General features: G+C 69.1%; 20 protein-coding genes. 7 read left to right on the plus strand and 13 right to left on the minus strand.

From position 1 onward, the window contains the following. Nucleotides 1-167 precede the first annotated feature (167 nt). The gene (locus ACFWRT_RS06450) at nucleotides 168-641 is read left to right on the plus strand and encodes a DUF3515 family protein (protein ID WP_380953029.1); all 474 of its coding nucleotides are present in this window, start codon (nucleotides 168-170) and stop codon (nucleotides 639-641) included. 36 nt (nucleotides 642-677) lie between these two features. Here ACFWRT_RS06450 and ACFWRT_RS06455 read toward each other — a convergent pair whose 3' ends face one another. The 10 genes from ACFWRT_RS06455 to ACFWRT_RS06500 all read right to left on the minus strand — a co-directional run bounded on the left by ACFWRT_RS06455 (nucleotide 678) and on the right by ACFWRT_RS06500 (nucleotide 12507). Then, nucleotides 678-1946: an ABC transporter ATP-binding protein gene (locus ACFWRT_RS06455; protein WP_380953030.1), complete on the minus strand. Its 1269-nt coding sequence runs from the start codon at nucleotides 1944-1946 to the stop codon at nucleotides 678-680. Further along, nucleotides 1936-2913, minus strand: a complete 978-nt coding sequence (locus ACFWRT_RS06460) for an ABC transporter ATP-binding protein (RefSeq protein WP_380953031.1) — start codon at nucleotides 2911-2913, stop codon at nucleotides 1936-1938. The genes ACFWRT_RS06455 and ACFWRT_RS06460 overlap by 11 nt, the downstream gene beginning before the upstream one ends. A 13-nt stretch (nucleotides 2914-2926) precedes the next feature. Then, on the minus strand, nucleotides 2927-3904 hold the full coding sequence (locus tag ACFWRT_RS06465; protein WP_380953032.1) for an ABC transporter permease: 978 nt from the start codon (nucleotides 3902-3904) through the stop codon (nucleotides 2927-2929). Continuing rightward, on the minus strand, nucleotides 3897-4820 hold the full coding sequence (locus tag ACFWRT_RS06470) for an ABC transporter permease (RefSeq protein WP_380953033.1): 924 nt from the start codon (nucleotides 4818-4820) through the stop codon (nucleotides 3897-3899). The genes ACFWRT_RS06465 and ACFWRT_RS06470 overlap by 8 nt, the downstream gene beginning before the upstream one ends. Nucleotides 4821-4907: 87 nt before the next feature. Continuing rightward, nucleotides 4908-6539, minus strand: coding sequence for a peptide ABC transporter substrate-binding protein (locus tag ACFWRT_RS06475; protein ID WP_380953034.1), 1632 nt, complete (start codon nucleotides 6537-6539; stop codon nucleotides 4908-4910). Between the two features lie 164 nt (nucleotides 6540-6703). Next, nucleotides 6704-7846, minus strand: coding sequence for an ABC transporter ATP-binding protein (locus tag ACFWRT_RS06480; RefSeq protein WP_380953035.1), 1143 nt, complete (start codon nucleotides 7844-7846; stop codon nucleotides 6704-6706). Beyond that, nucleotides 7839-8897 (minus strand): ABC transporter ATP-binding protein, encoded by a 1059-nt coding sequence (locus tag ACFWRT_RS06485; RefSeq protein ID WP_380953036.1) that lies wholly within the window; start codon nucleotides 8895-8897, stop codon nucleotides 7839-7841. Before ACFWRT_RS06485 ends, ACFWRT_RS06480 begins: the two co-directional genes overlap by 8 nt. Nucleotides 8898-8908: 11 nt before the next feature. Then, a complete protein-coding gene (locus tag ACFWRT_RS06490; protein ID WP_380953037.1) occupies nucleotides 8909-9871 on the minus strand; it encodes an ABC transporter permease in 963 nt (320 codons plus the stop codon). Further along, a complete protein-coding gene (locus tag ACFWRT_RS06495; RefSeq protein WP_380953038.1) occupies nucleotides 9864-10790 on the minus strand; it encodes an ABC transporter permease in 927 nt (308 codons plus the stop codon). The genes ACFWRT_RS06490 and ACFWRT_RS06495 overlap by 8 nt, the downstream gene beginning before the upstream one ends. 94 nt (nucleotides 10791-10884) lie before the next feature. Beyond that, nucleotides 10885-12507 carry a peptide ABC transporter substrate-binding protein gene (locus ACFWRT_RS06500; RefSeq protein ID WP_380953039.1) on the minus strand — a complete coding sequence of 541 codons (1623 nt, stop codon included), beginning with the start codon at nucleotides 12505-12507 and terminating at the stop codon, nucleotides 10885-10887. A gap of 445 nt (nucleotides 12508-12952) precedes the next feature. Between ACFWRT_RS06500 and ACFWRT_RS06505 the strand changes: the two genes are divergently transcribed. Next, entirely contained in the window at nucleotides 12953-13087 is a 135-nt protein-coding gene (locus ACFWRT_RS06505) for a hypothetical protein (RefSeq protein ID WP_380953040.1), read from the plus strand. A gap of 295 nt (nucleotides 13088-13382) precedes the next feature. Here the strand turns inward: ACFWRT_RS06505 and typA are convergent, their stop codons facing one another. Both typA and ACFWRT_RS06515 read right to left on the minus strand, forming a co-directional pair. Beyond that, a complete protein-coding gene (typA, locus tag ACFWRT_RS06510; RefSeq protein ID WP_380953041.1) occupies nucleotides 13383-15254 on the minus strand; it encodes a translational GTPase TypA in 1872 nt (623 codons plus the stop codon). A gap of 430 nt (nucleotides 15255-15684) precedes the next feature. After that, nucleotides 15685-18165: an ABC transporter family substrate-binding protein gene (locus ACFWRT_RS06515; RefSeq protein WP_380953042.1), complete on the minus strand. Its 2481-nt coding sequence runs from the start codon at nucleotides 18163-18165 to the stop codon at nucleotides 15685-15687. A 366-nt stretch (nucleotides 18166-18531) separates the two neighbouring features. On the opposite strand from ACFWRT_RS06515, the gene ACFWRT_RS06520 reads away from it, so the two are divergent. Then, nucleotides 18532-19602 (plus strand): LacI family DNA-binding transcriptional regulator, encoded by a 1071-nt coding sequence (locus tag ACFWRT_RS06520; protein ID WP_380953043.1) that lies wholly within the window; start codon nucleotides 18532-18534, stop codon nucleotides 19600-19602. 72 nt (nucleotides 19603-19674) lie between these two features. Beyond that, nucleotides 19675-20868, plus strand: coding sequence for a PP2C family protein-serine/threonine phosphatase (locus ACFWRT_RS06525; protein WP_380953044.1), 1194 nt, complete (start codon nucleotides 19675-19677; stop codon nucleotides 20866-20868). A 33-nt stretch (nucleotides 20869-20901) separates the two neighbouring features. On the opposite strand, the gene ACFWRT_RS06530 is transcribed toward ACFWRT_RS06525, so the two are convergent. Then, complete coding sequence (locus tag ACFWRT_RS06530; protein ID WP_380953045.1) at nucleotides 20902-21915, minus strand: acetylxylan esterase; 1014 nt, start codon at nucleotides 21913-21915, stop codon at nucleotides 20902-20904. Between the two features lie 332 nt (nucleotides 21916-22247). Here ACFWRT_RS06530 and ACFWRT_RS06535 point away from each other — a divergent pair, with 332 nt between their 5' ends. From ACFWRT_RS06535 to ACFWRT_RS06545, 3 genes are read left to right on the plus strand one after another with little or no spacing between them, the layout of a single operon-like run. Beyond that, the gene (locus ACFWRT_RS06535; RefSeq protein ID WP_380953046.1) at nucleotides 22248-23492 is read left to right on the plus strand and encodes a sugar ABC transporter substrate-binding protein; all 1245 of its coding nucleotides are present in this window, start codon (nucleotides 22248-22250) and stop codon (nucleotides 23490-23492) included. Nucleotides 23493-23494: 2 nt separating this feature from the next. Continuing rightward, complete coding sequence (locus ACFWRT_RS06540; RefSeq protein ID WP_380953047.1) at nucleotides 23495-24457, plus strand: carbohydrate ABC transporter permease; 963 nt, start codon at nucleotides 23495-23497, stop codon at nucleotides 24455-24457. Next, on the plus strand, nucleotides 24454-25332 hold the full coding sequence (locus tag ACFWRT_RS06545; protein WP_380953048.1) for a carbohydrate ABC transporter permease: 879 nt from the start codon (nucleotides 24454-24456) through the stop codon (nucleotides 25330-25332). Before ACFWRT_RS06540 ends, ACFWRT_RS06545 begins: the two co-directional genes overlap by 4 nt. Nucleotides 25333-25430 lie beyond the last annotated feature (98 nt).

Genomic DNA, 25430 nt, shown 5'->3' on the forward strand with positions numbered 1-25430 from the left:
CCCGCACGGCCGTACGTCGTCCAGCATGCGGCGTCCGTATATCGGTGTGACGACGGTCAAGTTGCCTGCCTGTTAACGGATCCGGGGGTGGTCCGGGAGGTGACGGGCGATAGGTTTCTGCACTGATCGTCACACTGATCACCACATCACCCGCACGGGGGAACACCTTGACCAGGAACATCCATGGGCCGCTGCGCCTCGCCGCCGCCCTGGCCGCCGGTACGGCCCTGCTCGCCGGCTGCGGCGGAGGCGGCTACACCCTCACCACGCCTCCCTTCGCGGGCAGCCCGGCCTGCTCCACGCTCACCGGCCAACTCCCCGACCGGCTGGGCGGGTTCGCCCTGGAGAGATCGGACGTGACCGGCGCCGCCGCCTGGGGGGACGGCGACGTCATCGTCTACTGCGGGATGCCCGAGTCCGAGGCCGGTGGGGACTGCTTCGACGAGGGCGGCGTCGACTGGGTCGCCCAGCCGCCGACGGACGACCGGACCGTCAAGATGTTCTCCACCCGGGGCCGCGACCCCGGCGTCCAGGTCCGGCTGCGCAACGAGACCACCGACGCATCGGCCGTGCTCTCGGCGCTCGGCCCGGCCGTGAAGTCCATCGAGTCCCGCGAGTCCTGCGCCGCCGCCGAGAGCTGATCCGGTGGCGTGGGCCGGACGCGGGCGGCCCGGCGCTCAGCCCGACGGAGGCTTCCCCGGCCCGCCCTCTTCCGGCGCTGGCTTCCCCGGCCCGCCCTCTTCCGGCGCCGGCTTCCCCGGCCCGCCCACATCCGGCCCCTGCACACGCCCCGGCGCCCCCAGCTCCCCCTCCTGCGCACGCCCCGGCGCCCCCAGCTCCCCCTCCGGCGGCACCACCTGCTTCTCCTCCGCGAAGTGGCACGCCGAGTCGTGCCGGGCCGGGGTGTCCACCAGCCGGAACTCCGCCGGGACCGCCAGCAGCGGCACCTCCAGCTCGCACCGCTCCCGCGCCTTCCAGCAGCGGGTCCGGAAGCGGCACCCCGACGGAACGTTGGCGGGTGAGGGCACGTCGCCGTGGAGGATGATCCGCTCCCGGTGGACGCGGGCCTCCGGGTCCGGGACCGGGACGGCGGAGAGCAGCGCCTGCGTGTACGGGTGGGTCGGGTGGTCGTAGATCTCCGCGTCGGAGCCGATCTCCACGATCCGGCCGAGGTACATCACCCCGACCCGGTCGGAGATGTGCCGCACGATGGAGAGGTCGTGCGCGATGAAGACGAAGCTGAGGCTGAACTCCGCCTGGAGCCGGTCCAGCAGGTTGACGACCTGCGCCTGTACGGAGACGTCGAGCGCCGAGACCGGTTCGTCGGCGACGATGATCTCCGGGTTGAGCGCGAGGCCGCGCGCGATGCCGATGCGCTGGCGCTGGCCGCCGGAGAACTGGTGCGGGTAGCGGTTGATGTACTCCGGGTTGAGCCCGACGACGTCCAGCAGGTCCTGCACCCGCTGCCGGCGGCTGCCCTTGGGGGCGACCTCGGGGTGGATCTCGTACGGCTCCCCGATGATGTCGCCGACCGTCATGCGCGGGTTCAGCGAGGTGTACGGGTCCTGGAACACCATCTGGATGTTGCGGCGTACGGCTTTCAGGGCGCGGCCGGAGAGCTGGGAGATGTCCTCGCCCTTGTAGCGGATGGCCCCGGCGGTGGGCTTCTCCAGGTGGACCAGCATCCGCGCCACCGTCGACTTGCCGCAGCCGGACTCCCCCACGATGCCGAGCGTCTCGCCCGCGTGGAGGTCGAAGTCGACGCCGTCGACGGCCCGGACCGCGCCGACCTGCCGCTTGAAGAGGATGCCCTGGGTCAGCGGGTAGTGCTTGGCGAGGTCCCGCACTTCGAGGATCGGCTCGCCCTCGACGTACGGCCTGCTGCCTTCCCGTGCCTTGGAGAGCAGCGTCGAACCGGCCGCTCTCCCCTCGTGGTCAGCGTGCATCGAGCGTCTCCTTCCAGAAGTGGCAGGCGCTCCGGCGCTCTTCGTCCACCTCGTAGAGCGGCGGCACATCGCTGCGGCACACGTCCTGCGCCATCGGGCAGCGGGGGTTGAACGCGCAGCCGGGCGGGATGTGCAGCAGGTTGGGCGGCAGGCCCTTGATCGCGTACAGCTCCTGGCCCTTCTGGTCCAGGCGCGGGATCGACCGGAGGAGGCCCTTGGTGTACGGGTGGGCGGGCGCCTTGTAGATCTCGTGGACGGGGGCCGTCTCGACGATCCTCCCCGCGTACATCACCGCGATCTTGTCGGCCACGTCCGCGACGACGCCGAGGTCGTGGGTGATGAGGATGAGGCCCATGTTCAGCTCGCGCTGGAGCTCGGCGAGGAGGTCCATGACCTGGGCCTGGACGGTGACGTCGAGGGCGGTGGTGGGCTCGTCCGCGATGATCAGGGACGGCTCCAGGGCCAGCGCCATGGCGATCATGATGCGCTGGCGCATCCCGCCGGAGAACTGGTGCGGATACTGGCCGACCCGCTCCTTCGCCGCCGGGATGCGCACCCGGTCCATCAGCTCGACGGCCTTGGCCCGCGCGTCCTTCCGGGACATCCCGCGGTGGACGACGTACATCTCGCCGAGCTGTTCGCCGACGGTGAGGACCGGGTTCAGCGAGGAGAGGGCGTCCTGGAAGATCATGGCCATCTCCTGGCCGCGGATCCTGCGCCGCTCCTCCCCCTTGAGCTTCAGCAGGTCCTGGTCCTTGAAGAGGATCTCGCCGCCGGTGATCTTCCCGGGCGGCATGTCGAGGATGCCCATGACGGCCTGGGCGGTGACGGACTTGCCGGAGCCGGACTCCCCGAGGACGGCGAGCGTCTCGCCCTCGGCCACCGAGTAGTCGACCCCGTTGACGGCCTTGGCGACGCCTTCGCGGGTGTGGAACTCCACGTGCAGATCGCGCACTTCGAGCAACATGGCAACCGGCTCCTCAGCGCAGCTTGGGGTCGAGGGCGTCGCGCACCGCGTCGCCGAGCATGATGAAGGCGAGCACGGTGATCGCCAGCGCCCCGGCGGGCCAGAGCAGCATGTGCGGGGCGTTGCGGATGTAGTTGGCGGCGGCGGAGATGTCGATGCCCCAGGAGACGGCCGGGTCCTTCAGGCCGACGCCGAGGAAGGACAGGGTCGCCTCCAGCGAGATGTACGTGCCCAGCGCGATGGTCGCCACGACGATGACGGGCGCGATGGCGTTCGGGGTGATGTGGCGCAGCAGCATCCGGGAGTTGGAGGCGCCGAGCGCGCGGGCCGCCTGGACGTAGTCGTTCTGCTTGGCGGTGATCACCGAGCCGCGGGCGATACGGGCGATCTGCGGCCAGCCGAGCAGGATGATGAAGCCGACGACGGGCCAGACGGTGGAGCTGGTGACGACGGAGAGGAAGACCAGGCCGCCGAGGATGACGGGGATGCCGAAGAAGACGTCGGTGAGGCGGGAGAGGATCGAGTCCCACCAGCCGCCGAAGAAGCCCGCGAGCCCGCCGAGCACGGAGCCGAGGAGGGCGACGCCGAGGGTGGCGCAGACGCCGACGGTGACCGACGTACGCGTCCCGTACACGACCCGGGTGTAGACGTCGCGGCCCTGCGGGTCGAAGCCGAAGGGGTGGCCGGGCTCGGAGCCCTTCTGCGCGTCGTCCAGGTTGGCCTGGAGCGGGTCGCCGCTCGCGATGAGCGAGGGCCAGATCGAGATGATCACCAGGAAGAGGATGACCAGCGAGGAGATGATGAAGACCGGGTTGCGCCGCAGGTCGCGCCAGGCGTCCGACCAGAGGCTGCGCGGCTTGCCGGCCGGTCCGGTGCCGTCGGGGCCGCCCGGGGCCTTCTCCAGGCTGGTGCCCTCCTCCATGGCGAGGTCCGTCGCGCCGCCGGCGCCCGCCTGGGAGATCGCTTCGTCCGGGGTCTGCGGCTCAGGCATAGCGGATCCTCGGGTCGAGTACGGCGTACAGGAGGTCGACGATCAGGTTGGCGGCCAGGAAGACGAGGACCAGGATGGTGACGAACCCGACGACGGTCTGGGAGTTCTGGCGCAGGATGCCCTGGTAGAGCTGGTAGCCGACCCCGTGGATGTTGAAGATCCGCTCGGTGACGATGGCCCCGCCCATCAGGGCGCCCACGTCGGTGCCGATGAAGGTGACGACGGGGATCAGGGAGTTGCGCAGCAGGTGCCGGACGACGACCCGGCGCCGGGGCAGGCCCTTGGCGACGGCGGTGCGTACGTAGTCGGCGCGGGCGTTCTCGGCGATCGAGGTCCGGGTGAGCCGGGTGACGTAGGCGAGGGAGACCGAGGCGAGGACGAGGCCGGGGATGAGCAGCTCGTCGAAGGTGGGGTCCGGGGAGACCGAGGGCTTGATGACGCCCCACTTGACGCCGAGCAGGAGCTGGAGCAGCAGGCCGGTGACGAAGGTCGGGACGGCGATGACGACCAGGGTGAGGATGAGGACCGTGGTGTCGATGGGGCGGCCGCGCCGCAGGCCGGTGACGACGCCGAGGCTGATGCCGATGACGATCTCGAAGACGATCGCGACGATGGTGAGCCGGATGGTGATGGGGAAGGCGGTGGCCATCAGCTCGGTGACCTTCTGCCCGTTGAACGCGGTGCCGAAGTCGCCGGTGAAGAGGTTCCCCATGTAGGTCAGGTATTGCTGCCAGACCGGCTTGTCGAGGCCGAACTCGGAGCGCAACTGGGCGGCGGTGGCCGGATCGCACTGGCGGTCGCCGCAGAGGCCCGCGATGGGGTCGCCCATCACGTTCACCATGAGGAAGATCAGCAGCGTGGTGCCGAAGAAGACGGGGATCATCTGCAGCAGCCGCCGGATCACATAACGTCCCATGAGGGGCTCCGGGGGTCGGGGCGGACAGGCGGATGGGCTTGGGGGCCGGGGCACGCGTCAGGCGCCCCGGCCCCCTGCCTCAGCGGGTCAGTTGACCGTGATCTCCGTGTAGACCGGCACGCTGAACGGGTTCAGCTCCACGTTGCTGACGCGCTCCGAGTAGCCCGCGCTGCCGTTCTGGTACCAGAGCGGGATGGACGGCATCTGCTCGACGAGCACCTTCTCCGCGTCCTGGAAGGTGGTGATGGCCTTCGCCTTGTCGGTCTCGGCGTTGGCCTGGTCGACCAGGTCGTCGAACTCCTTGTTGGTCCACTTGCCGTCGTTGGACGGGGCGTTGGTGTAGTAGAGCGGCTGCAGGAAGTTCTGGATCAGCGGGTAGTCCATCTGCCAGCCCGCGCGCCAGGGGCCCGTCATCTTCTGGGTGGAGACCTGGCTGCGGAAGTCGGCGAACGTGCCGATCGGGCCACCGACGCAGGCCTTGTTGTTGCCCATGACGTTGTTGATGCTGTTGCAGACGGCGTCGACCCACTCCTTGTGGGAGCCGGTGTCCGCGTTGTACGAGAGCTTCAGCTGGCCACCGGGGATGCCGCCGCCCTCGTCGATCAGCTTCTTGGCCGCGGCCTTGTCGTACTCGCACTCCTTGCCGCAGAGCCCTTCCTTGAAGCCGCCGTCCTCGCCGAGGACCGGGGAGGTCCAGTCGGTCGCGGGGGTGCGGGTCTTCTGGAAGATCTGGTCGGTGATCTGCTTCCGGTTGATCGCCATGGAGAGGCCCTGGCGCACCTTCCGGGCGTTTTCCGTGTCCCACTCCTTGTCGTAGAAGGGGAAGGAGATGGTCTGGATGATGCCGGCGGGGGTGTTGATGTACCGGTCGCCGAGGTCCTGTTCGACGTTACGGAGCTGGGAGGCGGGCACGTCGTCGACCAGGTCGAGGTTGCCCGAGGTCAGCGAGGTGTAGGCGGTGTTGTTGTCGGTGAAGACCTTGAGGTCGACGCCGCCGTTCTTCGCCTTGTCGTCGCCCGGGTAGTCGTCCCACTTCCGCAGGTTCATCGCGGAGCCCTTGGCGTACGACTCGATGGTGTACGGGCCGTTGCCGATGGGCTTGGAGAGCCAGGCGTCGTGGTCGTCGTAGAACGCCTTGGGCAGCGGTACGAAGGCGGCGTAGCCGAGGGTGTCGGGCCACAGGGAGAACTTCTGGCTGAGCTTGGCGGTGAAGGTCAGGTCGTCGACGACCTTGAGGCCCGAGAGGGTTTCGGCGGAGGCCGAGCCGGACTCGGGGTGGACCTTGTCGTACCCCTCGATGTACTGGAAGAAGTAGGCGTTCTTCTGGTTGTTCTTCAGCGCCGCGCCGTAGTTCCAGGCGTCCACGAAGGACTTGGCGGTGACCTTCTCGCCGTTGGAGAAGGTCCAGCCGCCCTTGAGCTTGATCGTGAAGTTCTGGGCGTCGCTGGAGTCGATGGACTCGGCGAGCATGTTCTGGGCCTCGCCGGTCTTGGGGTCGTACCGGATGAGCCCCCGGAAGACCATGTCGAGGACCTTGCCGCCCTGCACCTCGTTGGTGTTGGCGGGCTCCAGCGGGTTCTGCGGGTCGCCCCAGGAGGAGCTGACGATCCCGTCGGCGCCGCTGCCGCCGCTGTCGTCGCCTCCACCGCCGCAGGCCGTCGCTGCCAGGGCGACGGCCACCGCACATGCGGCCCACCGGGTCCGTGTGGCTCCGCGCATGAAGTGCCTCCTAGAGTCATCGAGTAGCTCAATGCCTCATATCACCCCATACCGCCCTGCATCGCATGCGGGCTTACCCCGTACGGGCGCGGGCGCGGCCGGACGCACGGATGCCCGGCCCCTCGGGAGGGGCCGGGCATCCGACGTACAGCTGTCAGGAGACGTTACGCAGCGTGAACTACGTCCTTCTCCTCCGCGAAGTGGCACGCCGACTCGTGCGCGGCCGGGCCGCCCGCGGTGACGAAGCGCTCGGGGATCGCCAGCAGCGGCGCCTCCGTGGCGCAGCGCTCCTCCGCCTTCCAGCACCGGGTGCGGAAGCGGCAGCCCGACGGCGGGTTCGCCGGTGACGGTACGTCACCGGTGAGGATGATCCGCTCGCGGCCCTCACGCGCGGAGGGGTCCGGCACCGGCACCGCGGAGAGCAGCGCCTGGGTGTACGGGTGCGTCGGGTGGTCGTAGATCTGCGTGTCCGTACCGATCTCGGCCATCTTGCCGAGGTACATGACGCCGACCCGGTCCGAGATGTGCCGGACGATGGAGAGGTCGTGCGCGATGAAGAGGTAGGAGAGGTTGAACTCGTCCTGGAGCTTCTCCATCAGGTTGATGACCTGCGCCTGCACCGACACGTCGAGCGCGGAGACCGGCTCGTCGCAGATGATGATCTCCGGGTTGAGCGCCAGGCCGCGGGCGATGCCGATGCGCTGCCGCTGGCCGCCGGAGAACTGGTGCGGGTACCGGTTGATGTACTCCGGGTTCAGGCCGACGACGTCCAGGAGCTCCTGGACCTTCCGCCGCCGGTCGCCCTTCGGAGCCACCTCGGGGTGGATCTCGAACGGCTCCCCGATGATGTCGCCGACCGTCATGCGCGGGTTCAGCGAGGTGTACGGGTCCTGGAACACCATCTGGATGTTGCGTCGCACGGCCTTCAGCGCGCGCCCGGACAGCTTGGTGATGTCCTGGCCCTTGTAGAAGACCTCGCCGGCGGTCGCCTTCTCCAGCATCATGAGCAGCTTGGCGACGGTGGACTTGCCACAGCCGGACTCACCCACGATGCCGAGCGTCTCCCCCTGGAAGAGATCGAAGGAGATCCCGTCCACGGCCTTGACCGCACCGATCTGCTTCTTGAAGAGGATGCCCTGGGTCAGCGGGAAGTGCTTGACCAGGTTGCGCACCTGGAGGATCGGCTCGCCCCGCTCGACCGGCGCCTCGAGAGCGGCTACGGCCTCCGCTTCGGTGGCGGCGTCGACCGTCTCCACCTCGGTGACGTTGGGGGTGGCGTCCACGGACTCCTTGTCGAGCTCAGCCATGGATCGTCTCCTTCCAGAAGTGGCACGCGCTTCCGCGGCCCGGCAGGTCGGTGCCGTCGCGCTCGGTCACCGGGTGCAGCGGCGGGACGTCCGTACGGCAGATGTCCTCGGCCTTGGGGCAGCGCGGGTTGAACGCGCAACCCGTCGGGATACGCGTCAGGTTGGGCGGCAGGCCCTTGATCGCGTACAGCTCCTGGCCCTTCTGGTCCAGCCGCGGGATCGAGTCGAGCAGACCGCGCGTGTAGGGGTGCGACGGGCGGCTGTAGAGCTCGTGCACCGGAGCGGTCTCCACGATCCGGCCCGCGTACATCACCGCGATCTTGTCCGCGACGTCGGCGACCACGCCGAGGTCGTGGGTGATCAGGATGAGCCCCATGTTGTACTCGCGCTGGAGCTCGGCGAGCAGGTCCATGACCTGGGCCTGGACGGTGACGTCCAGAGCGGTGGTGGGCTCGTCCGCGATGATCAGGTCGGGCTCCAGGGCCAGCGCCATGGCGATCATGATGCGCTGGCGCATACCGCCGGAGAACTGGTGCGGGTAGTCGTTGACCCGCTCCTTCGCCGCCGGGATGCGCACCCGGTCCATCAACTCGATGGCCTTGAGCTTGGCGTCCTTCTTGGACATGCCCAGGTGGACGCGGAACATCTCGCCGAGCTGGTAGCCGACGGTCAGGACCGGGTTCAGCGAGGACAGCGCGTCCTGGAAGATCATCGCGACGCGGCGGCCGCGGATCTTGCGGCGCTCCTCGTCGGTCATGGTCAGCATGTCCTGGCCGCGGAAGAGGATCTCGCCCTTCGGGATGCGGCCCGGGGGCATGTCCAGGATGCCCATGATCGCCTGGGCGGTCACGGACTTGCCGGAGCCGGACTCCCCGAGCACGGCCAGCGTCTCACCGGCGTCGACGGTGTAGTTGACACCGTTGACCGCCTTGGCGACACCTTCGCGGGTGTGGAACTCGACGTGCAGGTCGCGCACTTCGAGCAGCGGGCCCTGGTGGTCGTCGTCGCTGCGGGGAGCGGGGACGTTCGCGGTTTTTTCGATCGTAGTCACGTACGCCTCCCTCAGCGCAGCTTGGGGTCGAGGGCGTCGCGCACCGCGTCGCCGAGCATGATGAACGCCAGCACGGTGATGCTGACGAAGCCGGCCGGGAAGAGCAGCGGGTGGAGCGACTCACGGATCCGCCCCAGCGACTGGTTGATCATGACGCCCCAGGAGATGGTCGGCTCCTGGATACCGACACCGAGGAAGCTCAGCGTCGCCTCGGCCGAGATGATCACGCCGAGCGAGATGGTCGCCAGCACGATCAGCGGGGTCAGGGCGTTCGGCAGCACGTGGCGGAACATCAGCCGGCTGGTGGAAGCGCCGAGTGAGCGAGCGGCGGTCACGTAGTCCGACTGCTTGGTCTGCATGGCGGTGGACCGCATGATGCGGGCCATGCTCATCCAGCCGAGCACGGTGAGCGCGGTGAGCACGCCCCAGATGCCGCCGATGCGGAAACCGTCGTCGTCGCGGAAGCTGTTGAGGATGACGATGGCGCCGACGAGGAACGGGATGCCCATCACGATGTCGATGCCGCGCGAGATGATCGCGTCGACCCAGCGGCCGTAGAACCCGGCGACGAGGCCGAAGATCAGCGCGATGAGAGCCGAGCCCAGGGTGGCGAGGACGCCGACGGTGATCGAGGTGCGGGTGCCGTAGATCGTCCGGGCGTAGACGTCGCAGCCACGGGCGTCGTAGCCGAACCAGGCGTCGGCGCTGGGCTTCTGCAACGAGCGGCCCAGCTCGCACAGTTGCGGGTCCGCGCTGGCGAACAGCGACGGGAACGCGGCCATCGCGACCAGCACCAGGATGATGCCGGACGGGATCAGGAAGAGCGGTCGGCGCACGAGGTCGCGCACCGCGTCCTGGAGGAGGCTGCGCGGCTTGGCCTGCTCCCTCACCGGGGCCTTGGTGCCCTGTGCCGATGCGGCCGCGGCCGTCTCGGCGGACTCCGGGGCTGCGGAGGTCTTGGTTGCGTCAGGCATAGCGAATCCTCGGGTCAAGCACGGCATAGAGGAGGTCCACGACGAGCGCCATCACCACGTAGACGATGACGAGGAGGGTCACGAAACCGACCAGTGCCGGTCCGTCCTCGATCTGGATCGCCTTGAAGAGGTTGTAGCCGACACCGGGGATGTTGAAGATCCGCTCGGTGACGATGGCCCCGCCCATGAGCGTGCCGAGGTCCGCGCCGAGGTACGTGACCACGGGGATCAGCGAGTTCCTCAGGACGTGGACGCCGGTGATGCGGGACGGGGTGAGGCCCTTCGCCTTGGCCGTACGTACGTAGTCCATCCGCAGGTTCTCCGCGACGGAGGCTCTGGCGAGGCGTGCGATGTAGGCGAGTGAGACGGAACCGAGGACAAGTCCGGGCAGAAGGTAACTGATGAAACCCTCGTTGGTCCCCGAGACGGGGAAGATGCCGGCCTTGACGCCCAGGAAGATCTGGCTGACCTGCCCGAGGACGAAGATCGGGATGGCGATGACGGTCAGCGTGGAGAGCAGGACGAGGTTGTCCAGGAACTTTCCGCGCCGCATGCCCGCCATCACACCGGCGGCGACGCCGATGATCGTTTCGAAGACGAAGGCGATACCGGCGATGCGGAGGGTCTCCGGCCACGCGTCGGCAATCATTTGGCTGATGGGACGGCCGCCACTGAGGCTTGTCCCGAAATCACCCTGGACCAGACCCGCGAGGTAGTAGCCGTAGCGGATCGGCAGGGGGTCGTCCAGGTGGTACTGCGCGGTCAGCGCAACTCTGATGCTTTCCGGAACAGGACGCTCTCCGTACAGGTTCTGTACCGGGTCACCACCCATGGCGGTGACGAGAGCGAAGACCAGAAAGGTGGTCCCGATGATGACCGGGAGCATCTGGAGCAGCCGTCTTGCGACGTAGCGGCCCATGGTTCCTCCTCGTGGGAACGACGGGGGGCGGATGTGGGTCCGCCCCCCGTCGTCAGGCCCTAATTTTTGACTGCTGCGTCAAACGAGACGCAGGTCAGGACTTCTCAACCTTGGTGAGCTCGACCTGGTTGAACAGGTTCATCTCGACGTTCTTCACGTTGGTCGAGTGACCGAAGACGTTCTTGCCGAAGCGGAGCGGGATCACCGGCATGTCCTTCGCCAGGATGTCCTCGGCCTCCTGCCACTTCTTGATGGCGTCGGCCTCGGTCTTCGCCTGACGGCCCTCGTCGAGGAGGCGGTCGAAGTCCTTGTTGCTGTAGCCGTAGTAGTTCGAGGAACCACCGGTGCTGTACAGCGGGCCCAGGTAGTTCTCCATGGACGGGTAGTCCATGATCCAGCCCATGCGGAACATGCCGGAGAACTTCTTGTTCTCGACCTGCGTCAGCAGCTCGGCGAACTTCGGCACGGCCTGGCTCACGCACTCCAGACCGATGTTCTTCTTGAGCTGGTCACACGTGGCGTTGACCCACTGCTCGTGACCGCCATCGGCGTTGTGACCGATGTTGATCTTGTTGCCGTCGATGCCACCGGCCTCGGCGAGCAGCTTCTTGGCGGCGGCCGGGTCGAACTTGCAGGCCTCGCCACAGGTGTCCTCGCGGTAGCCGCCCACGACCGGGGAGACGAAGGAACGCGCGGAGGACTGCGAGTCCTGGAAGACGACCTTGATGATCTCGTCGCGGTCGATGGCCATCGAGATGGCCTTGCGGACGCGCGGGTCGCTGTACTTCTTGTCGTACGTCGGGAAGGCGACGAACTGGAAGGTGGAGGCCAGCGACGTCTTGAAGCGGTCGCCGAGCTCGTTCGGAGCGGTGCCCATGACCTCGGTCGGGATCTGGTCCACGATGTCGAGGTTGTTGGCGAGCAGGTCGTTGTACGCGGTGTTCTGGTCCTGGAAGATCCGGAACTCGACCGAGTCGACCTTCGGCTTGTCACCGAGCTTGTAGTCCTTGTAGGCCTTGACCTTCACGAACTTGTCGTGGTTCCACTTGCCGTCCATCTGGAACGGACCCTGGCCGATCGGGGCTTCCTCGTACGCCTTGAGGTCGGCGAGGGCCGCCTCCGGCATCGGGTAGAAGACCGTGTAGCCCAGGACCGACTTGTAGCCGGCGAACGGGGCCTTGAGGGTGACCTGGATGGTCTTGTCGTCGATCGCCTTGAGGCCGGAGAGTTCCTTGGCCTTCGGCTCGGCGGCCTTCTTCGGGCCTTCCTCGCCGTCCGGGTCGACGGGGTTCATCTCGTCGTAGCCGGCGATGGTGCCGAAGAAGTAGTTGCCGTCGGCCGCGTTCGGGCCGTAGGCGCCCCAGTTCCAGGCACCGACGTAGTCCTTGGCGGTGACGGGCTTGCCGTCGTGCCAGGTGGCGTCCTTGAGCTTGATCGTCCAGACCTTGTTGTCCGGGCTCTCGATGGACTCCGCGGCGGCCAGGACCGGCTGGCTCTTCGCGTCGAAGTCGACCAGCGGGGTGAACAGGCCCGACAGGACCTGCGAGCCACCGGACTCGGTGGTCGACTGCGGGACGAGCCGCTTGGGCTCGGCGATGTTCATGCTGAAGCCGTTGCCGGAGCTGCCCTTGCTCTCGCTGTCGCCACCGCCGCCGCCACAAGCGGTCGCGGCCAGGGCGACGACTATCGCGCACCCGACCATCTTGGAACCACGCATGGGTTCTCCTCCTCAAGAGTCCACTTTTGATCACTACGAGAGGGGCACTGGTACGTCGCCGACACCCCTGACGGCGATGAGCAGTAACCCCGAAGTGTGCTCGTGAGTCGGCGCTCCCCACAGCGCGTGACCCATTGACCCGAGCTCAATGCAGCCAACTATTGGGTACGGCCGGGCCGTAAACCACACTTAAAGGGTCTCGGTTTGACAACATCACCGGCCCCCGGATGCCCGAAATCCGGACAAAGTGATCCTAGACAGACGCCCGCGAAACGGACTGTTAACGCAACTTCCGGAGGGCGACGCCCGATAACCGGACACATGCATCAGGAAAATGGATTGCGTGGCGACCTGTCCCGAACCGCATTCTCCCATCGGAACCAGGCCCCTGACAGACGTATTGCCGACCCAATCGAACCGGATCGGCAATAGCACGTCGGCGGAGGTGCGGCCCCATCAGGCCGGCCTCGAAGAGCAGTACTTCTTCTTCACCGCGGCGGCCGGGGACTTCTTCGGCGGCTGGGCACCGCAGCGCACGCCGCCCTCGGTCCTGGGGGGCCGGCTCGGCGCCTTGCCGTAGCGGCCGGTCTTGATCCACTTCGTGCCGCCGCCACGGCGCCACTGGGTGTACCAGCCGCCGGCCTTCTTCGTGCCCGCTGTGCCCGCCGTGCACGGCCACGCACGACCGCGAGGAACGCGAAAGGTCCGGCCTCCACGGGTCGTGGAGGCCGGACCGGTCGCGTCGAACAGCTCAGCCGTTCCGCCGGGCGCCCAGAACCGCCTCGGCGCCCGCTACGGGGTTACGTGCCCGCTGCTGCTGCGGGGGCACATGCCCGCCGCTGCGGGGTTACGTACCCGCCGCTGCGGGGCTGACGTCAGCGCTTGGCGCGGGAGGCGGTGCGGCCGCGCTCCTTGGCGTCCAGGACGACCTTGCGGATACGCACGGTCTCCGGGGTCACCTCGATGCACTCGTCCTCGCGGCAGAACTCCAGGGACTGCTCCAGCGAGAGCTTGCGGGCCGGGACCACGTTCTCCGTGGTGTCCGCGGAGGCCGCACGCATGTTGGTGAGCTTCTTCTCCTTGGTGATGTTCACGTCCATGTCGTCGGCGCGCGAGTTCTCGCCGATGATCATGCCCTCGTACACCTCGGTGCCGGCCTCGGTGAAGATGACACCGCGCTCCTGGAGGTTGACCATCGCGAACGGCGTCACCGAACCCGAACGGTCCGCCACCAGCGAGCCGTTGTGACGGGTGCGCAGCTCGCCGAACCACGGCTCGTGGCCCTCGAAGATGGAGTGCGCGATGCCCGTACCGCGGGTCTGCGTCAGGAACTCCGTACGGAAGCCGATGAGGCCGCGCGAAGGAACGATCCACTCCATGCGGACCCAGCCGGAGCCGTGGTTCGTCATGGTCTCCATACGGCCCTTGCGGGTCGCCATGAGCTGCGTGATGGCGCCGAGGTGCTCCTCGGGGGAGTCGATCGTCATGCGCTCGATCGGCTCGTGCGTCTTGCCGTCGATCTGCTTGGTGACGACCTCGGGCTTGCCGACGGTCAGCTCGAAGCCCTCGCGGCGCATCTGCTCGACCAGGATGGCGAGCGCGAGCTCACCACGGCCCTGGACCTCCCAGGCGTCGGGGCGCTCGGTGTCCAGGACGCGGAGGGAGACGTTACCGATCAGCTCGCGGTCCAGGCGGTCCTTCACCTGGCGGGCGGTGACCTTGTGGCCCTTGCCGCCCTTGCCGACGAGCGGCGAGGTGTTGGTGCCGATGGTCATCGAGATGGCCGGCTCGTCGACCGTGATCAGCGGGAGCGCGATCGGGTTCTCGGGGTCGGCCAGGGTCTCGCCGATCATGATGTCCGGGAAGCCGGCGACCGCGCAGATGTCACCCGGGCCCGCCACCTCGGCCGGCTTGCGGGTGAGCGCCTCGGTCATCATCAGCTCGGTGATGCGGACGTTGGACATGGTGCCGTCACGCTTGATCCAGGTGACGGTCTGGCCCTTGCGCAGCTCACCCTGCTCGACGCGGCAGAGCGCGATACGGCCGAGGAAGTTGTCGGCGTCCAGGTTGGTGACGTGGGCCTGGAGCGGGGCGGCCTCGTCGAACTTCGGGGCCGGGACGTGGCTGAGGATCGTGGAGAAGAACGGCTCCAGGTTCTCGCTGTCCTGCGGAACGGTGCCGTCCTCGGGCTTGGTCAGCGAGGCGACGCCGTCACGGGCGCAGGCGTAGACGATCGGGAACTCGATCTGGTCCTCGTCCGCGTCCAGGTCCAGGAACAGGTCGTACGTCTCGTCGACGACCTCGGCGATCCGGGAGTCGGGACGGTCCGTCTTGTTGATGCAGAGGATGACCGGCATCTTCGCGGCCAGCGCCTTGCGCAGCACGAAGCGGGTCTGGGGCAGCGGGCCCTCGGAGGCGTCGACGAGCAGCACGACCGCGTCCACCATCGACAGACCGCGCTCGACCTCGCCGCCGAAGTCGGCGTGGCCGGGGGTGTCGATGATGTTGATCGTGATCGGGTCCCCGCCGTCCTTGGGGTGGTACTTCACCGCCGTGTTCTTGGCGAGGATCGTGATGCCCTTCTCACGCTCCAGGTCGTTCGAGTCCATCATGCGATCGTCGAGGTGCTCGGCGGCGTGGGCGGCGAACGCTCCGGCCTGCTTGAGCATGGCGTCGACCAGCGTGGTCTTGCCGTGGTCGACGTGGGCGACGATGGCTACGTTACGGATGTCGTGGCGCGTGGGCATGGGTGGCTTGCGCTTCTCTCGGATCGTGGGATCAGGCGTCTCAGTCGGTCTTCGAGTCCTCGTACGCCCGCCGGGCGGCACGCCACGGCTCGTCCCATGGTACGGGCCTTGCGCCCGCCGGGCTTCCCGGGCCGATCCGCGAACGCGGTCTTCCCCTGTGATTCAGGCGATATTCAGCGGGTGTCAAGGAGCGGGGGCGGCCGGTGGGAGGCCGCACGGGAGCCGCGTGGGAGCCGCGTGGGGGGAGAGTGCGGGGAGGGTGTGAGGAGGTCGAACGGCCCGGGTCAGGGCAGATACCACCTTGCCCGCCGGGGTCGCCGACGGGCAAGGGTTTTGAGCAGCATCTGAGCTTGCGCAAAGCGTTGACCTGCTGTTTTCTCCGCTGACCTGCCGGTTCTTCCGGTGACCTGCCGGTAGCTCCGGTGACCTGCTACTTCTTGCGGTCTGCGGCGGAACCTGCCGCTTGCCGGTCCGTGAACCCGATGTCCTGGTAACGGGGGGCCGCGAAGCCGAAGGCACCGACGTTCGCGAGCTTCTTGTCCACGGCGACGAGCTGCGGGCGCTGGAAGAGCGGAATCGATCCGGCAGCCGCCCAGATCCGGGCGTCCGCCTGCTTCATCAGCTCCCTTGCGGCCTTCTCGTCGAGCTCGGCGACCGCCTGGTCGAAGAGCTGGTCGATGTGGTCGGTGCCGACCCGGGTGTAGTTCTGCTCGACGAGGAGGGACCCGTCGGTGGCCGGCTCCGGCTTGGCGTAGATCGGGCGTCCGTCGGTGGCCGGGTAGGCCGTGGCGGGCCAGGAGTAGAGCGCCAGGTCGTAGTCGCCGGAGGCGATGTGGTCCTTGAAGTAGCTCTCGTCGGGGACCTTGGTGATCTCCGTACCGATCCCGATCTTCTCCAGCATCGCCGCGATCCGGTCGCCCACCCCGCGCAGCGACTGCGAGCCGGGGCCGGAGGGGAGCACGAAGCGCAGGGTCAGCGTCTTGCCGTCCTTGCCGAGCGGCCCCTTGACCGAGGCGGGTGCGGGGGCGGCGGTGCCCAGGGGGGCGTACGCGCCGGCCGCGCCGCCGGGCTGCTTGTCCTGGGCGGAGGCCTGGTTCTGGGCGGTGGCCTTCGAGGCGGCTTCGGCGGCGGCGGTGGTGGTGGAGGTGCTGTCCTCGCTCACGGCGCTCGCCTGGCGGAGCAGGGCGAGGCTCTGGGCGGCGGCGGCCCGGGACGGGGCGAGAACCTGGGTGGCGGTGGAGGCGTCGGGGGCCTGGACGGGGCCGGCGCCCGGCTTGTCGTCCTGGCCGACGATGTAGAGGCCCTCGGCGCGGGAGGCGGCGCTCTCGTCGGAGCCGACGGCGGCCTGGTCGGCCTTCTCCTCGTCCTTGTCGGTCTTGTCGGTCTTCTTCTCCGCCTGCTCCTCGTCCTTGTCGGTCTTCTTCTCCTCCGCCTCGGTCTTCTCCGCGTCCTCCTTGTCCGCGTCCTTCTTCTTGTCCTCGGCGTCCTTGTCCTTCTTCTCCGCCTCGCTGCCCGCCTTGGTGTCCTTCGGCTTCTCGGCCGCACCGCCCTGGGTCCACCCCGCGTCGGCCAGCAGGGCCTGGGCCTCCTTGGTGTTCTGGTCGCCGAGCGCCCCGCTGCCGTCCTTGTACCCGGGCTGTCCGGCCAGGGCCAGGTGGCTGCCGAGCGGCTTCGCCGGGAGGCCGAGCGGCTTCAGTACGGTCTCGGCGAGCTCCTGGCGGTCCAGGGCGCGGGCCACCGCCCGGCGGACCCGGTCGTCCGCGAGCGGGCCGGACTCGCCGTTCAGCGCGAGCTGGGTGTAGGCGGGCTCCAGGGACTTGCGTACGGCGTATCCGCGCAGGGCCTTCTGTTCCGCCCCGTACGCGACGACGGCCTTGCGGTTCTTCTCCCGGGCCGCCTGGGCGATCTCCGCCTGCTCCTCGTCGGAGCCGTTGGCCAGGGCCCAGGAGCGCAGGGCGGCGGCCGGCGTGAGGTCGGCGCCGGGGCCGTGGGTGAGCGGCTGGCCGTTGCCGCCGTTGCCGCCGTCGCGGAGGGCGAGTGTGATGCGGTCGGCGGTGGTGGCGTCGACGTCGGTGATGTGCACGGTGCCGTCGGCGAGGGCCTTGGTGCGGTCCTTGGGGGCGACGGCCCGGAAGACGATGCTGTCCAGCTTGGCCTTCTCGCCCCACCAGCGGGGGCTGCGGGTGAGGGTGACGGTCCCCTCGGCCTTGCTCACGCTCTTGAGCTGGAAGGGGCCCGCGGTGTTCTTCAGGGCGGTGCGCGCGCCGTCGTTGAAGGTGTCCGGGGAGCCGGTGACCTCCTTCGGGTAGAGCGGCGAGAAGAGCGAGCGCCAGTCGGCGTACGGCTTCGCGAACGTGACCCGGACCTGGAGGTCGTCGGCGCCGCGCTCGATCTTCTCGATCCGCTCGTAGCCGGAGTTCCGGGCCGTCCAGAAGGCCGAGTCCTTGCCGCTGAGCGCCCGCCACTGGGCGACGAAGTCGGGGGCGCCGATCTCGCGGCCGTCGCTCCAGACCGCCTGCTGGTTGAGCTTGTAGAGCACGACCTGCTTCGGCTCCCGCTCGATGATCTTGGCGGACTCCAGGTAGTCCGGGTTGAGCTTCGGCTGCCCGGCCGCGTCCATCGGGAAGAGCGTGGGCAGCAGGGCCCCGGTGATCCTGGTGGTGGCGCCGTCGGCGTCCGCCTGGAAGGCGTTGAGGGTGGTGGGCATCGCGTCGACGGCCCAGTTCACCGTAGATCCGTCGGCGACCCGGTCGCGGGCGGCGGGGGCGATGTCCTGCGGGACCCCCCGGGAGGTCTGCTCGGAGTCGGAGCTGCACCCCGCCAGCGCGGGGATCGTGAGCACCCCCGCCGTGAGGAGCGCGAGCGAGCGGCGCTTTCGTACCGTCCCGCGCGGGACGCCGACGTGGGACATGGCTGATACCTCCGGGGCCGGCCCGGACCACCCCGTACCGGAATGGACCGGATAGTGCTTGTTTGGTGGCATTTGCAGTTGATCACACTGATTCCTGCCACCCACTGAAAGCGCCTCCGCGCGGGAGGGGACGCCGACACGACGGACCGGAACCGCAAGCTCACCCGCCCGGAGGAACGATTCGGCACCCCCGCACCCCCGCGCCCCCGCGCCCCCCGACACCCCCGCACCCCTGCTCCCCCGCGCCGGATCGCGCCGCCTTGCTCCCCCGGCGGCCCAGGATCTAGGGTGAATGCGCTTTCACGAGCCAGAGGGGCCGGCACCAGCCGCCCAGGAGCCAGCAGCAGCGGACGGACGGTCGGTCGAGTGAGCGCCCCCACGGTGTACGACGTCGCCGAGCGGTCGGGCGTCTCCATTGCCACGGTCTCGCGGGTCTACCGCAACCCCGACTCCGTACGCGCCCAGACCCGCGAGCGGGTCCTGGAGGCGGCCCGCGAGCTCGGTTACGTACCCAGCGGCAGCGCCCGGGGCCTGGCCAGCCGCACCACCGGCGTGCTCGGCCTCTGCTTCCCCGACTACGCCGACCCGGACGCCGAGAGCGCCGCCGCGCTCAACGACGCGGACGACGACCAAGCCGTCATGCTGTACTCCGACCAGATCATCCGGGGCATGGAGCGGGCGGCGCGGCGCCACGGTTACGCCCTGCTCATCGCCGCCTCGCTGGACGGCGGGCCGGAGAGCCTGGTCGCCAAGGTCGCGGGGAGGGTCGACGGGTTCGCCGTACTGGCGCGGACCGTGCCGACCGAGGACCTGGAGGTCATCTCGCGCCGGCTGCCCGTGGTGATGCTCGCCGGGCCCCGCGAGATCGACCACCTGGACCACATCGTGGTCGCCAACGCCGACGGCCAGCGCGCCCTGACCCGCCACCTCATCGAGGACCACGGGCTGCGCCGCCTCGCGTTCATCGGCGGCGAGGACGACTCACCCGACGCCGTCGCCCGCTTCCACGGCTTCCGGCAGGCGTGCCAGGAGACCGGGCTCCCCGTCCCCTCCCGCCCCGAACTGAGCACCGGCACCCTGACGCAGGCCGAGGGCGCCCGGGCGGCGGCCGCCCTGCTGGACCGCGCGGAGGGCGCTGGGGTCGAGCGGCCGGAGGCGATGCTCTTCGTCAACGACCAGATGGCGATGGGCGCCCTCCAGGCGCTGGAGCAGCGCGGGGTGCGGGTGCCCGAGGACATCGCGGTGACCGGCTTCGACGGCATCCCGCTCAGCCGGATCGTCCGCCCGCCCCTGACCACGGTCCGCCAGCCGATCCGCGAACTCGGCGAGCAGGCGGTGGAGTTGCTGGTCCAGCGGCTGGCCGACCCGGCCCGCCCGCCGGTCTCGCTGGAGCTGCCGGTCTCGGTGACCCGGCGGGCCAGTTGCGGCTGCGGCTGAGCCGGATCACTCGTACGGGGCGCTGATCCGGGGCTGGGAGGGCATAAGCACTTCCTACCCGAGGAGGCTGTGGTGACGAGTGACAGGACGGGGCTGGCCGCCGTACTGACGGCCGCGAGGGATGCCGCACCGGTGAATTCGCTCGATGTCGTGGCGCGCGACCTGCGCGCCCGGTTCGGGGCGCGGTACGTGTCGTTCCTCTTCGTGGACGTGGTCGGCGGCCACCTGCTCCGGGTCAGCGACATGGCCAACGCCTCCCAGGACAACCGGACCGAGCGCGTTCCGCTGGCCGGCAGCGGCATCTACGACAAGGTGCTGCGGTCCCAGAAGGTGGTGCAGGCGGAGGAGGACGGGCAGGGTGAGCGCGTCCTCGCCCCCGTGACCAACCGCGGCGACGCCATCGGCGTGCTGGAGCTGTTCCTCGACACCGTCACCGAGGACGTGCTGGCACAGATCGAGGAGGCCGCGCACGCGCTGGCGTACATCATCGTCACCGACCGCCGCTTCACCGACCTCTACCACTGGGGCAACCGCACCACGCCGGTCAGCCTGGCGGCGGAGATCCAGCGCCAGCTCCTGCCCTCCGCCCCCTCCTGCGACGCGGCCGAGTTCGCCCTCGCCGGGGCCCTGGTACCGGCCTCCGACATCGCCGGGGACACCTTTGACTACAGCCTCGACAGCAGCGCCCTGCACCTGTCCGTCACCGACGCCATGGGCCACGACGTCAACGCCTCGCTGATCGCCACCCTCGTCGTGAACGCCTCGCGCGGCGCCCGCCGGGCCGGAGCGGACCTCGCCGAGCAGGCCCGCCAGATGCATCAGGCACTGCTCGACCACGGGAGGAACACCTTCGCCACCGGCCAGGTGCTCCGCATCGCCCTGGACGGCAGCCGCGCCCAGCTCGTCAACGCCGGCCACCCCGCGCCGCTCCGACTGCGCGACGGCGAGGTCGAGGAGATCGCTCTCCAGATCGACATGCCCTTCGGCTTCCCCCCGCAGGGTGCCTACCGGGTGCAGGACCTCGACCTGCGCCCCGGCGACCGTCTCGTGATCTTCACCGACGGTGTGCAGGAACGCGAGGCGGAGACGGTCGACCTGCCCGGACTCCTGCTCCGGACCGCCGCCGAGCACCCGCGTGAGGCCGTCCGCGCGATGGTCAACGCCGTCGCCGACGCCTACGGCGGCAACCCGCCCAAGGACGACGCCACCGTCCTGTGCCTGGACTGGCACGGCCCCCGGAGCGAGAACGGCCGCCCGCCCGCCTGAGCCCGCGCGCCTGAGCCCGCGCGCCCGGGACCCTCAGCCGGCCGGGACCAGCCGCTCCCCGAAGAAGCGCGTCCGGCGGGCGTCCAGCTCCGCCGCCTCGGCCGTCATCCCCCGGTACGGGAAGTGCCCCGCGCTCAGCACCTGGAGCTCCCGCTCCCCGGCCAGCGCGTTGTACACGGCGAACTGGCCCGGCGGCGGCACCGCCGGGTCGAACAGGGCCGCCGCCACCAGCGTCGGCAGCTCCAGCCGGCCGGCCGCCGTCGCCGCGTCGAAGTAGCGCAGTACGCCGGTGACTTCGGGGTGCTCGCGGTGGTACGCCCGCACCGCCTCGCCGCTGCCGGTGCAGGGCAGCGTCAGCCGCAGCGGGTGGTTGCCGAAGGTGGGGACGGTGAGCTGGGCGGCGCCGAAGCGGCTCTCCCAGGGGAGCGCGAGGGCCCCGAGCCCGCCGCCGAAGCTCTCGCCGAGGTAGCCGAGGCGCGGCCCGCCGGGGTGCCCGGCGCCCGCCAGTTCCGGGACGGCCTCCGTGAGGGCCGAGGCGGCGCACCAGAGGTCGGCCACGCACTCCCCGATGACGTACGAGTCGCGGGAGCCGATCCCGTACAGGACATGCGTCTCGGCCAGGTCCGGGATGCCGTCGGCCCGGCCCCGCTCCCCCATCCCCCGTACGCACGGCAGGATCGCGGCGGCCCCGGACAGCGGCGGCGGGAGGTCCCGGCCCGGGTCCTGGCGGCCGCCGTACCCGTGGCCGACGACGAAGCCGTACCGGACCGGCCCCTCGGCGGGCAGGGCGAGCCAGCCGCCGAGCCGGAGGCCGCCCACGGAGGTGTACGTGATGCCGTGGATCCGTACGCCGTCGCGCTCCTCCTCCACCGGGCCGAGGACGGGCCGGGTGTCGACCGCGCGGGCGCGGGCGTACCGGTCGCGCCAGAACGCCGCGAAGTCGTCCGGGGCGGGCGGGGCCGGGACCTGGAGCAGCCGGTCGGGGGCGGTGTAGCCGTGGGCCGGGTCGAACGGGAAGCCGTGGGCGAAGGCGACGGGTGAGGCCATGCGGCGAGGGTAGACGCCGCGTCACCGTCCGGGCCGGACAGGTGCGGGGGCGGGGCGGGGCGGGGCGGGGCGACGAATGGGTCACATCGCCTGTTGTTCCACAAACGCCGCGTTTACGGTTCGACGACAGGGCGGCCGGGTGCCGGTCACGAAGGCGGCCAGGTGTCGGTGACGTTGCACGAGTGTGACCCAGCACCCTCTTGCGGATTCCGGAACGTCTGGAGCAGAGTGATGTATGCGCTTACAGGCAGCGCATACATCACACCGCGTCAGGATTACTCGGATTACTCGGATTGCCCGCATCGCCCGGATCGCTCAAGGAGGAGCCCTCCATGTCCCGCATCGCCAGAACCGCTCCCGCCGGCCTCGCGCTCGCGCTCGCCGTCACCCTCTCCGCCTGCGGCTCCTCCGGCGGAGATGTCGCCGCGGACGAGAAGCAGACGCTCACCGTCTGGGCCATGGGCGCCGAGGGCGAGAAGCTCGCGGAGGTGGCGAAGGTGTACGAGAAGGCCAACCCGAACATCACCGTCAAGGTGACTCCGGTCGGCTGGGACGTGGCCCACCAGAAGCTCGTCTCGGCCGCCGCGGCGGGCACGCTGCCCGACGTGGCGCAGATGGGCGGGAGCTACATGGGCGAGTTCGCCGAGCTGGGCGTGCTGGAGCCGGTCGACACCAAGGTGTTCGACAAGCAGGACTTCTTCCCGGCGGGCTGGGAGCAGGGCGAGGTGGACGGCACCGCGTACGGCGTGCCGTGGTACGTCGACACCCGCGTCCTCTACTACCGCACGGACCTGGCCGAGAAGGCAGGCGTCACCAAGGCTCCGACCGACTGGAAGGAGCTCCAGGGCCTGGCCACCGCGTACCAGAAGAAGGCCGGTACGAAGTGGGGGCTCTCCATCCAGCCCAGCGGCCTGGACACCGTGCAGAACTTCTCCTCCTTCCTCTACTCGGCCGGCGGCGAGATCGTCAACGCCGACGGCGAGGCGGTCATCGACAGCCCGGCGGCCGTCAAGGCACTGAAGGAGTACGGGAGTTACTTCGACAAGGGCCTCGCCAACAAGTCCGTACCGCCCGGCTACGACGTGGTGAAGGACTTCGGCAACGGCAGGGTTCCGATGTTCTTCGGCGGCCCCTGGCACGTGACGCTGCTCAACGAGGGCCAGCCGCAGATCAAGGGCAAGTGGGCGATAGCGAACGTTCCGGCGGACGCCTCCTCCACCTCCATGGCCGGCGGCTCCTCGCTCGTCGTCTCCAAGGACAGCCAGCACAAGGCGGCGGCAACGGAGTTCATCGAGTACCTCACCGACACCGAGGGCCAGGCCGACTGGTACGAGCGGACGAAGGACCTGCCCGCCAACACCTCCGCCTGGGAGTCCGGCAAGCTCGCCGACGACGCCGGTCTCCAGGTCTTCAAGAAGCAGATGGACACCGCCAAGTCCTCGCCGTCCATGGCGCAGTGGACCGAGATCACCGACAAGGTCGACCAGGCCATCGCCAAGGTGACGCAGGGCAAGGCGTCCGCCGAGGACGCGCTGAAGCAGGCGCAGTCCGAGATCGAAGGCCTCGTGAAGCAGTAGCCATGAGCACCACGACCGAGAAGGCAGCCGCGCCGCGGATCGCACCGCCTCCGGCCCCTGCGGGCCGGCGGGTCCGCAAGCCGTCCATGGGTGTGCAGAACGCGGCGGGCTGGCTGTTCTCCACCCCGTTCCTCGTCCTGTTCACCGTCTTCATGGCGTTTCCGATCCTCGCCACCCTGGTGATGAGCTTCACGGACTTCGGGCTGCGCAATGTGACGCGCCCGTGGGAAGCGGAGTTCATCGGGTTCGAGAACTACGTGAAGCTCTTCGGCGACGAGAAGTTCCTCAAGTCCCTCTTCAACACCGGGTACTTCGTGGTCGTCGGCGTCCCGCTGACCATCGGGATCGGGCTGGTCACCGCCGTCCTGCTGAACAACGGCATCGACCGGGCACGGACCTTCTTCCGGGTCGGCTTCTACGCCCCGGTGGTCACCACGATCGTCGCGGTCGCCGTCGTCTGGCGGTTCGTCCTCGATCCCAGCGACGGTCTGATCGCGGGCCTCTTCTCCGAAGTGGGCTGGAGCGCACCGGACTTCCTCGGTTCCGAGACGCTGGCGATGCCGTCGCTGATCGTGATGGCGGTGTGGCGGAACGTCGGAACGGTGATGGTGCTCTTCATCGCGGGCCTCCAGGCGGTGCCGACGGAGGTACGGGAGGCGGCGAAGCTCGACGGGGCGGGCGCCTGGCAGGAGTTCCGCCGGATCACGGTCCCGCTCCTGCGCCCGACGCTGCTCTACGCCACGGTGATCACGACGATCGGCTACCTCAACGTCTTCGAGGAGCCGTTCGTGATGACGCAGGGCGGCCCGTCCGACTCGACGCTGACCGTCTCGCTGAACATGTACCGCGAAGGGTTCAACTTCTTCCACATGGGCTACGCGAGCGCCATGGCGTACGTCCTGTTCGTGGTGATCATGGGCATCACGGTGCTCCAGCTCCGACTGCTGAAGGACAACACGAAATGAGCGCCACCAGCAGCAGCCACGCACCCGCCGCCCGCACACCGGAGAAGAAGAGGCGCGGCACCTCCCGCCCCCTGGTCTACGTCCTGCTCTCGCTCGGCCTGCTGGTCATGTCGGCGCCCTTCCTCTGGATGGGACTCTCCGCCTTCAAGACGCAGAGCGAGCTGTCGGCCAGCCCGCCGGTATGGATCCCGACCGAGTGGACCCTGGCCAACTTCCGGCAGTTGCTCGACAAGCTGGACCTGCCGCTGTACTTCATGAACTCGGTGATCGTGGCGGTCCTGGTGACCGTCTCGAACCTGGTCTTCTGCTCGATGCTCGGCTACGCCCTGGCCAAGCTGAACTTCGCCGGCCGCAACAAGCTCTTCGGCCTGGTGCTCGGCGCGCTGATGGTGCCCGGCAACCTGATGCTGCTGCCGCTGTTCGTGCTGATGAGCAAGCTCCGGCTGATCGACACGTACGCGGGCCTGGTGCTGCCGTTCGCCGCCGGGGCCTTCGGGGTCTTCCTGATGCGGCAGTTCATGCAGTCGATCCCGGACGAGCTGCTGGAGGCGGCCCGGATGGACGGGGCGAGCGAGTGGTACATCTTCTGGCGGATCGTGATGCCGCTGGTGAAGCCGGCCCTCGCGACGCTCTCGATCTTCACGTTCCTGGGCTCCTGGAACAACTTCGTCTGGCCGCTGATCGCGACCAACGACCCCGACAAGTACACGCTCCCGGTCGCGCTGGCGACCTTCGCCACGGACCCCAACAAGGCCGGCGGATCCAACGGGATGCTGATGGCCGGGGCGTTCCTGGTCGTGCTCCCGGTGCTGGTCCTCTTCATCGCCCTGCAACGGCACTTCACGCAGGGCATCGCCACGGCGGGCATGAAGTAGCGCGCACGCGGCGGAACTTCACCCAAAGCTTCCGCCGAGGAACTTCACGTAACGAGGCCGCCGCACCCCACCCCGTAACAGCCGGCGGCGGCCACACC

The organism is Streptomyces cyaneofuscatus, assembly GCF_042718795.1.
Taxonomy (GTDB): Bacteria; Actinomycetota; Actinomycetes; order Streptomycetales; family Streptomycetaceae; genus Streptomyces; species Streptomyces cyaneofuscatus_A.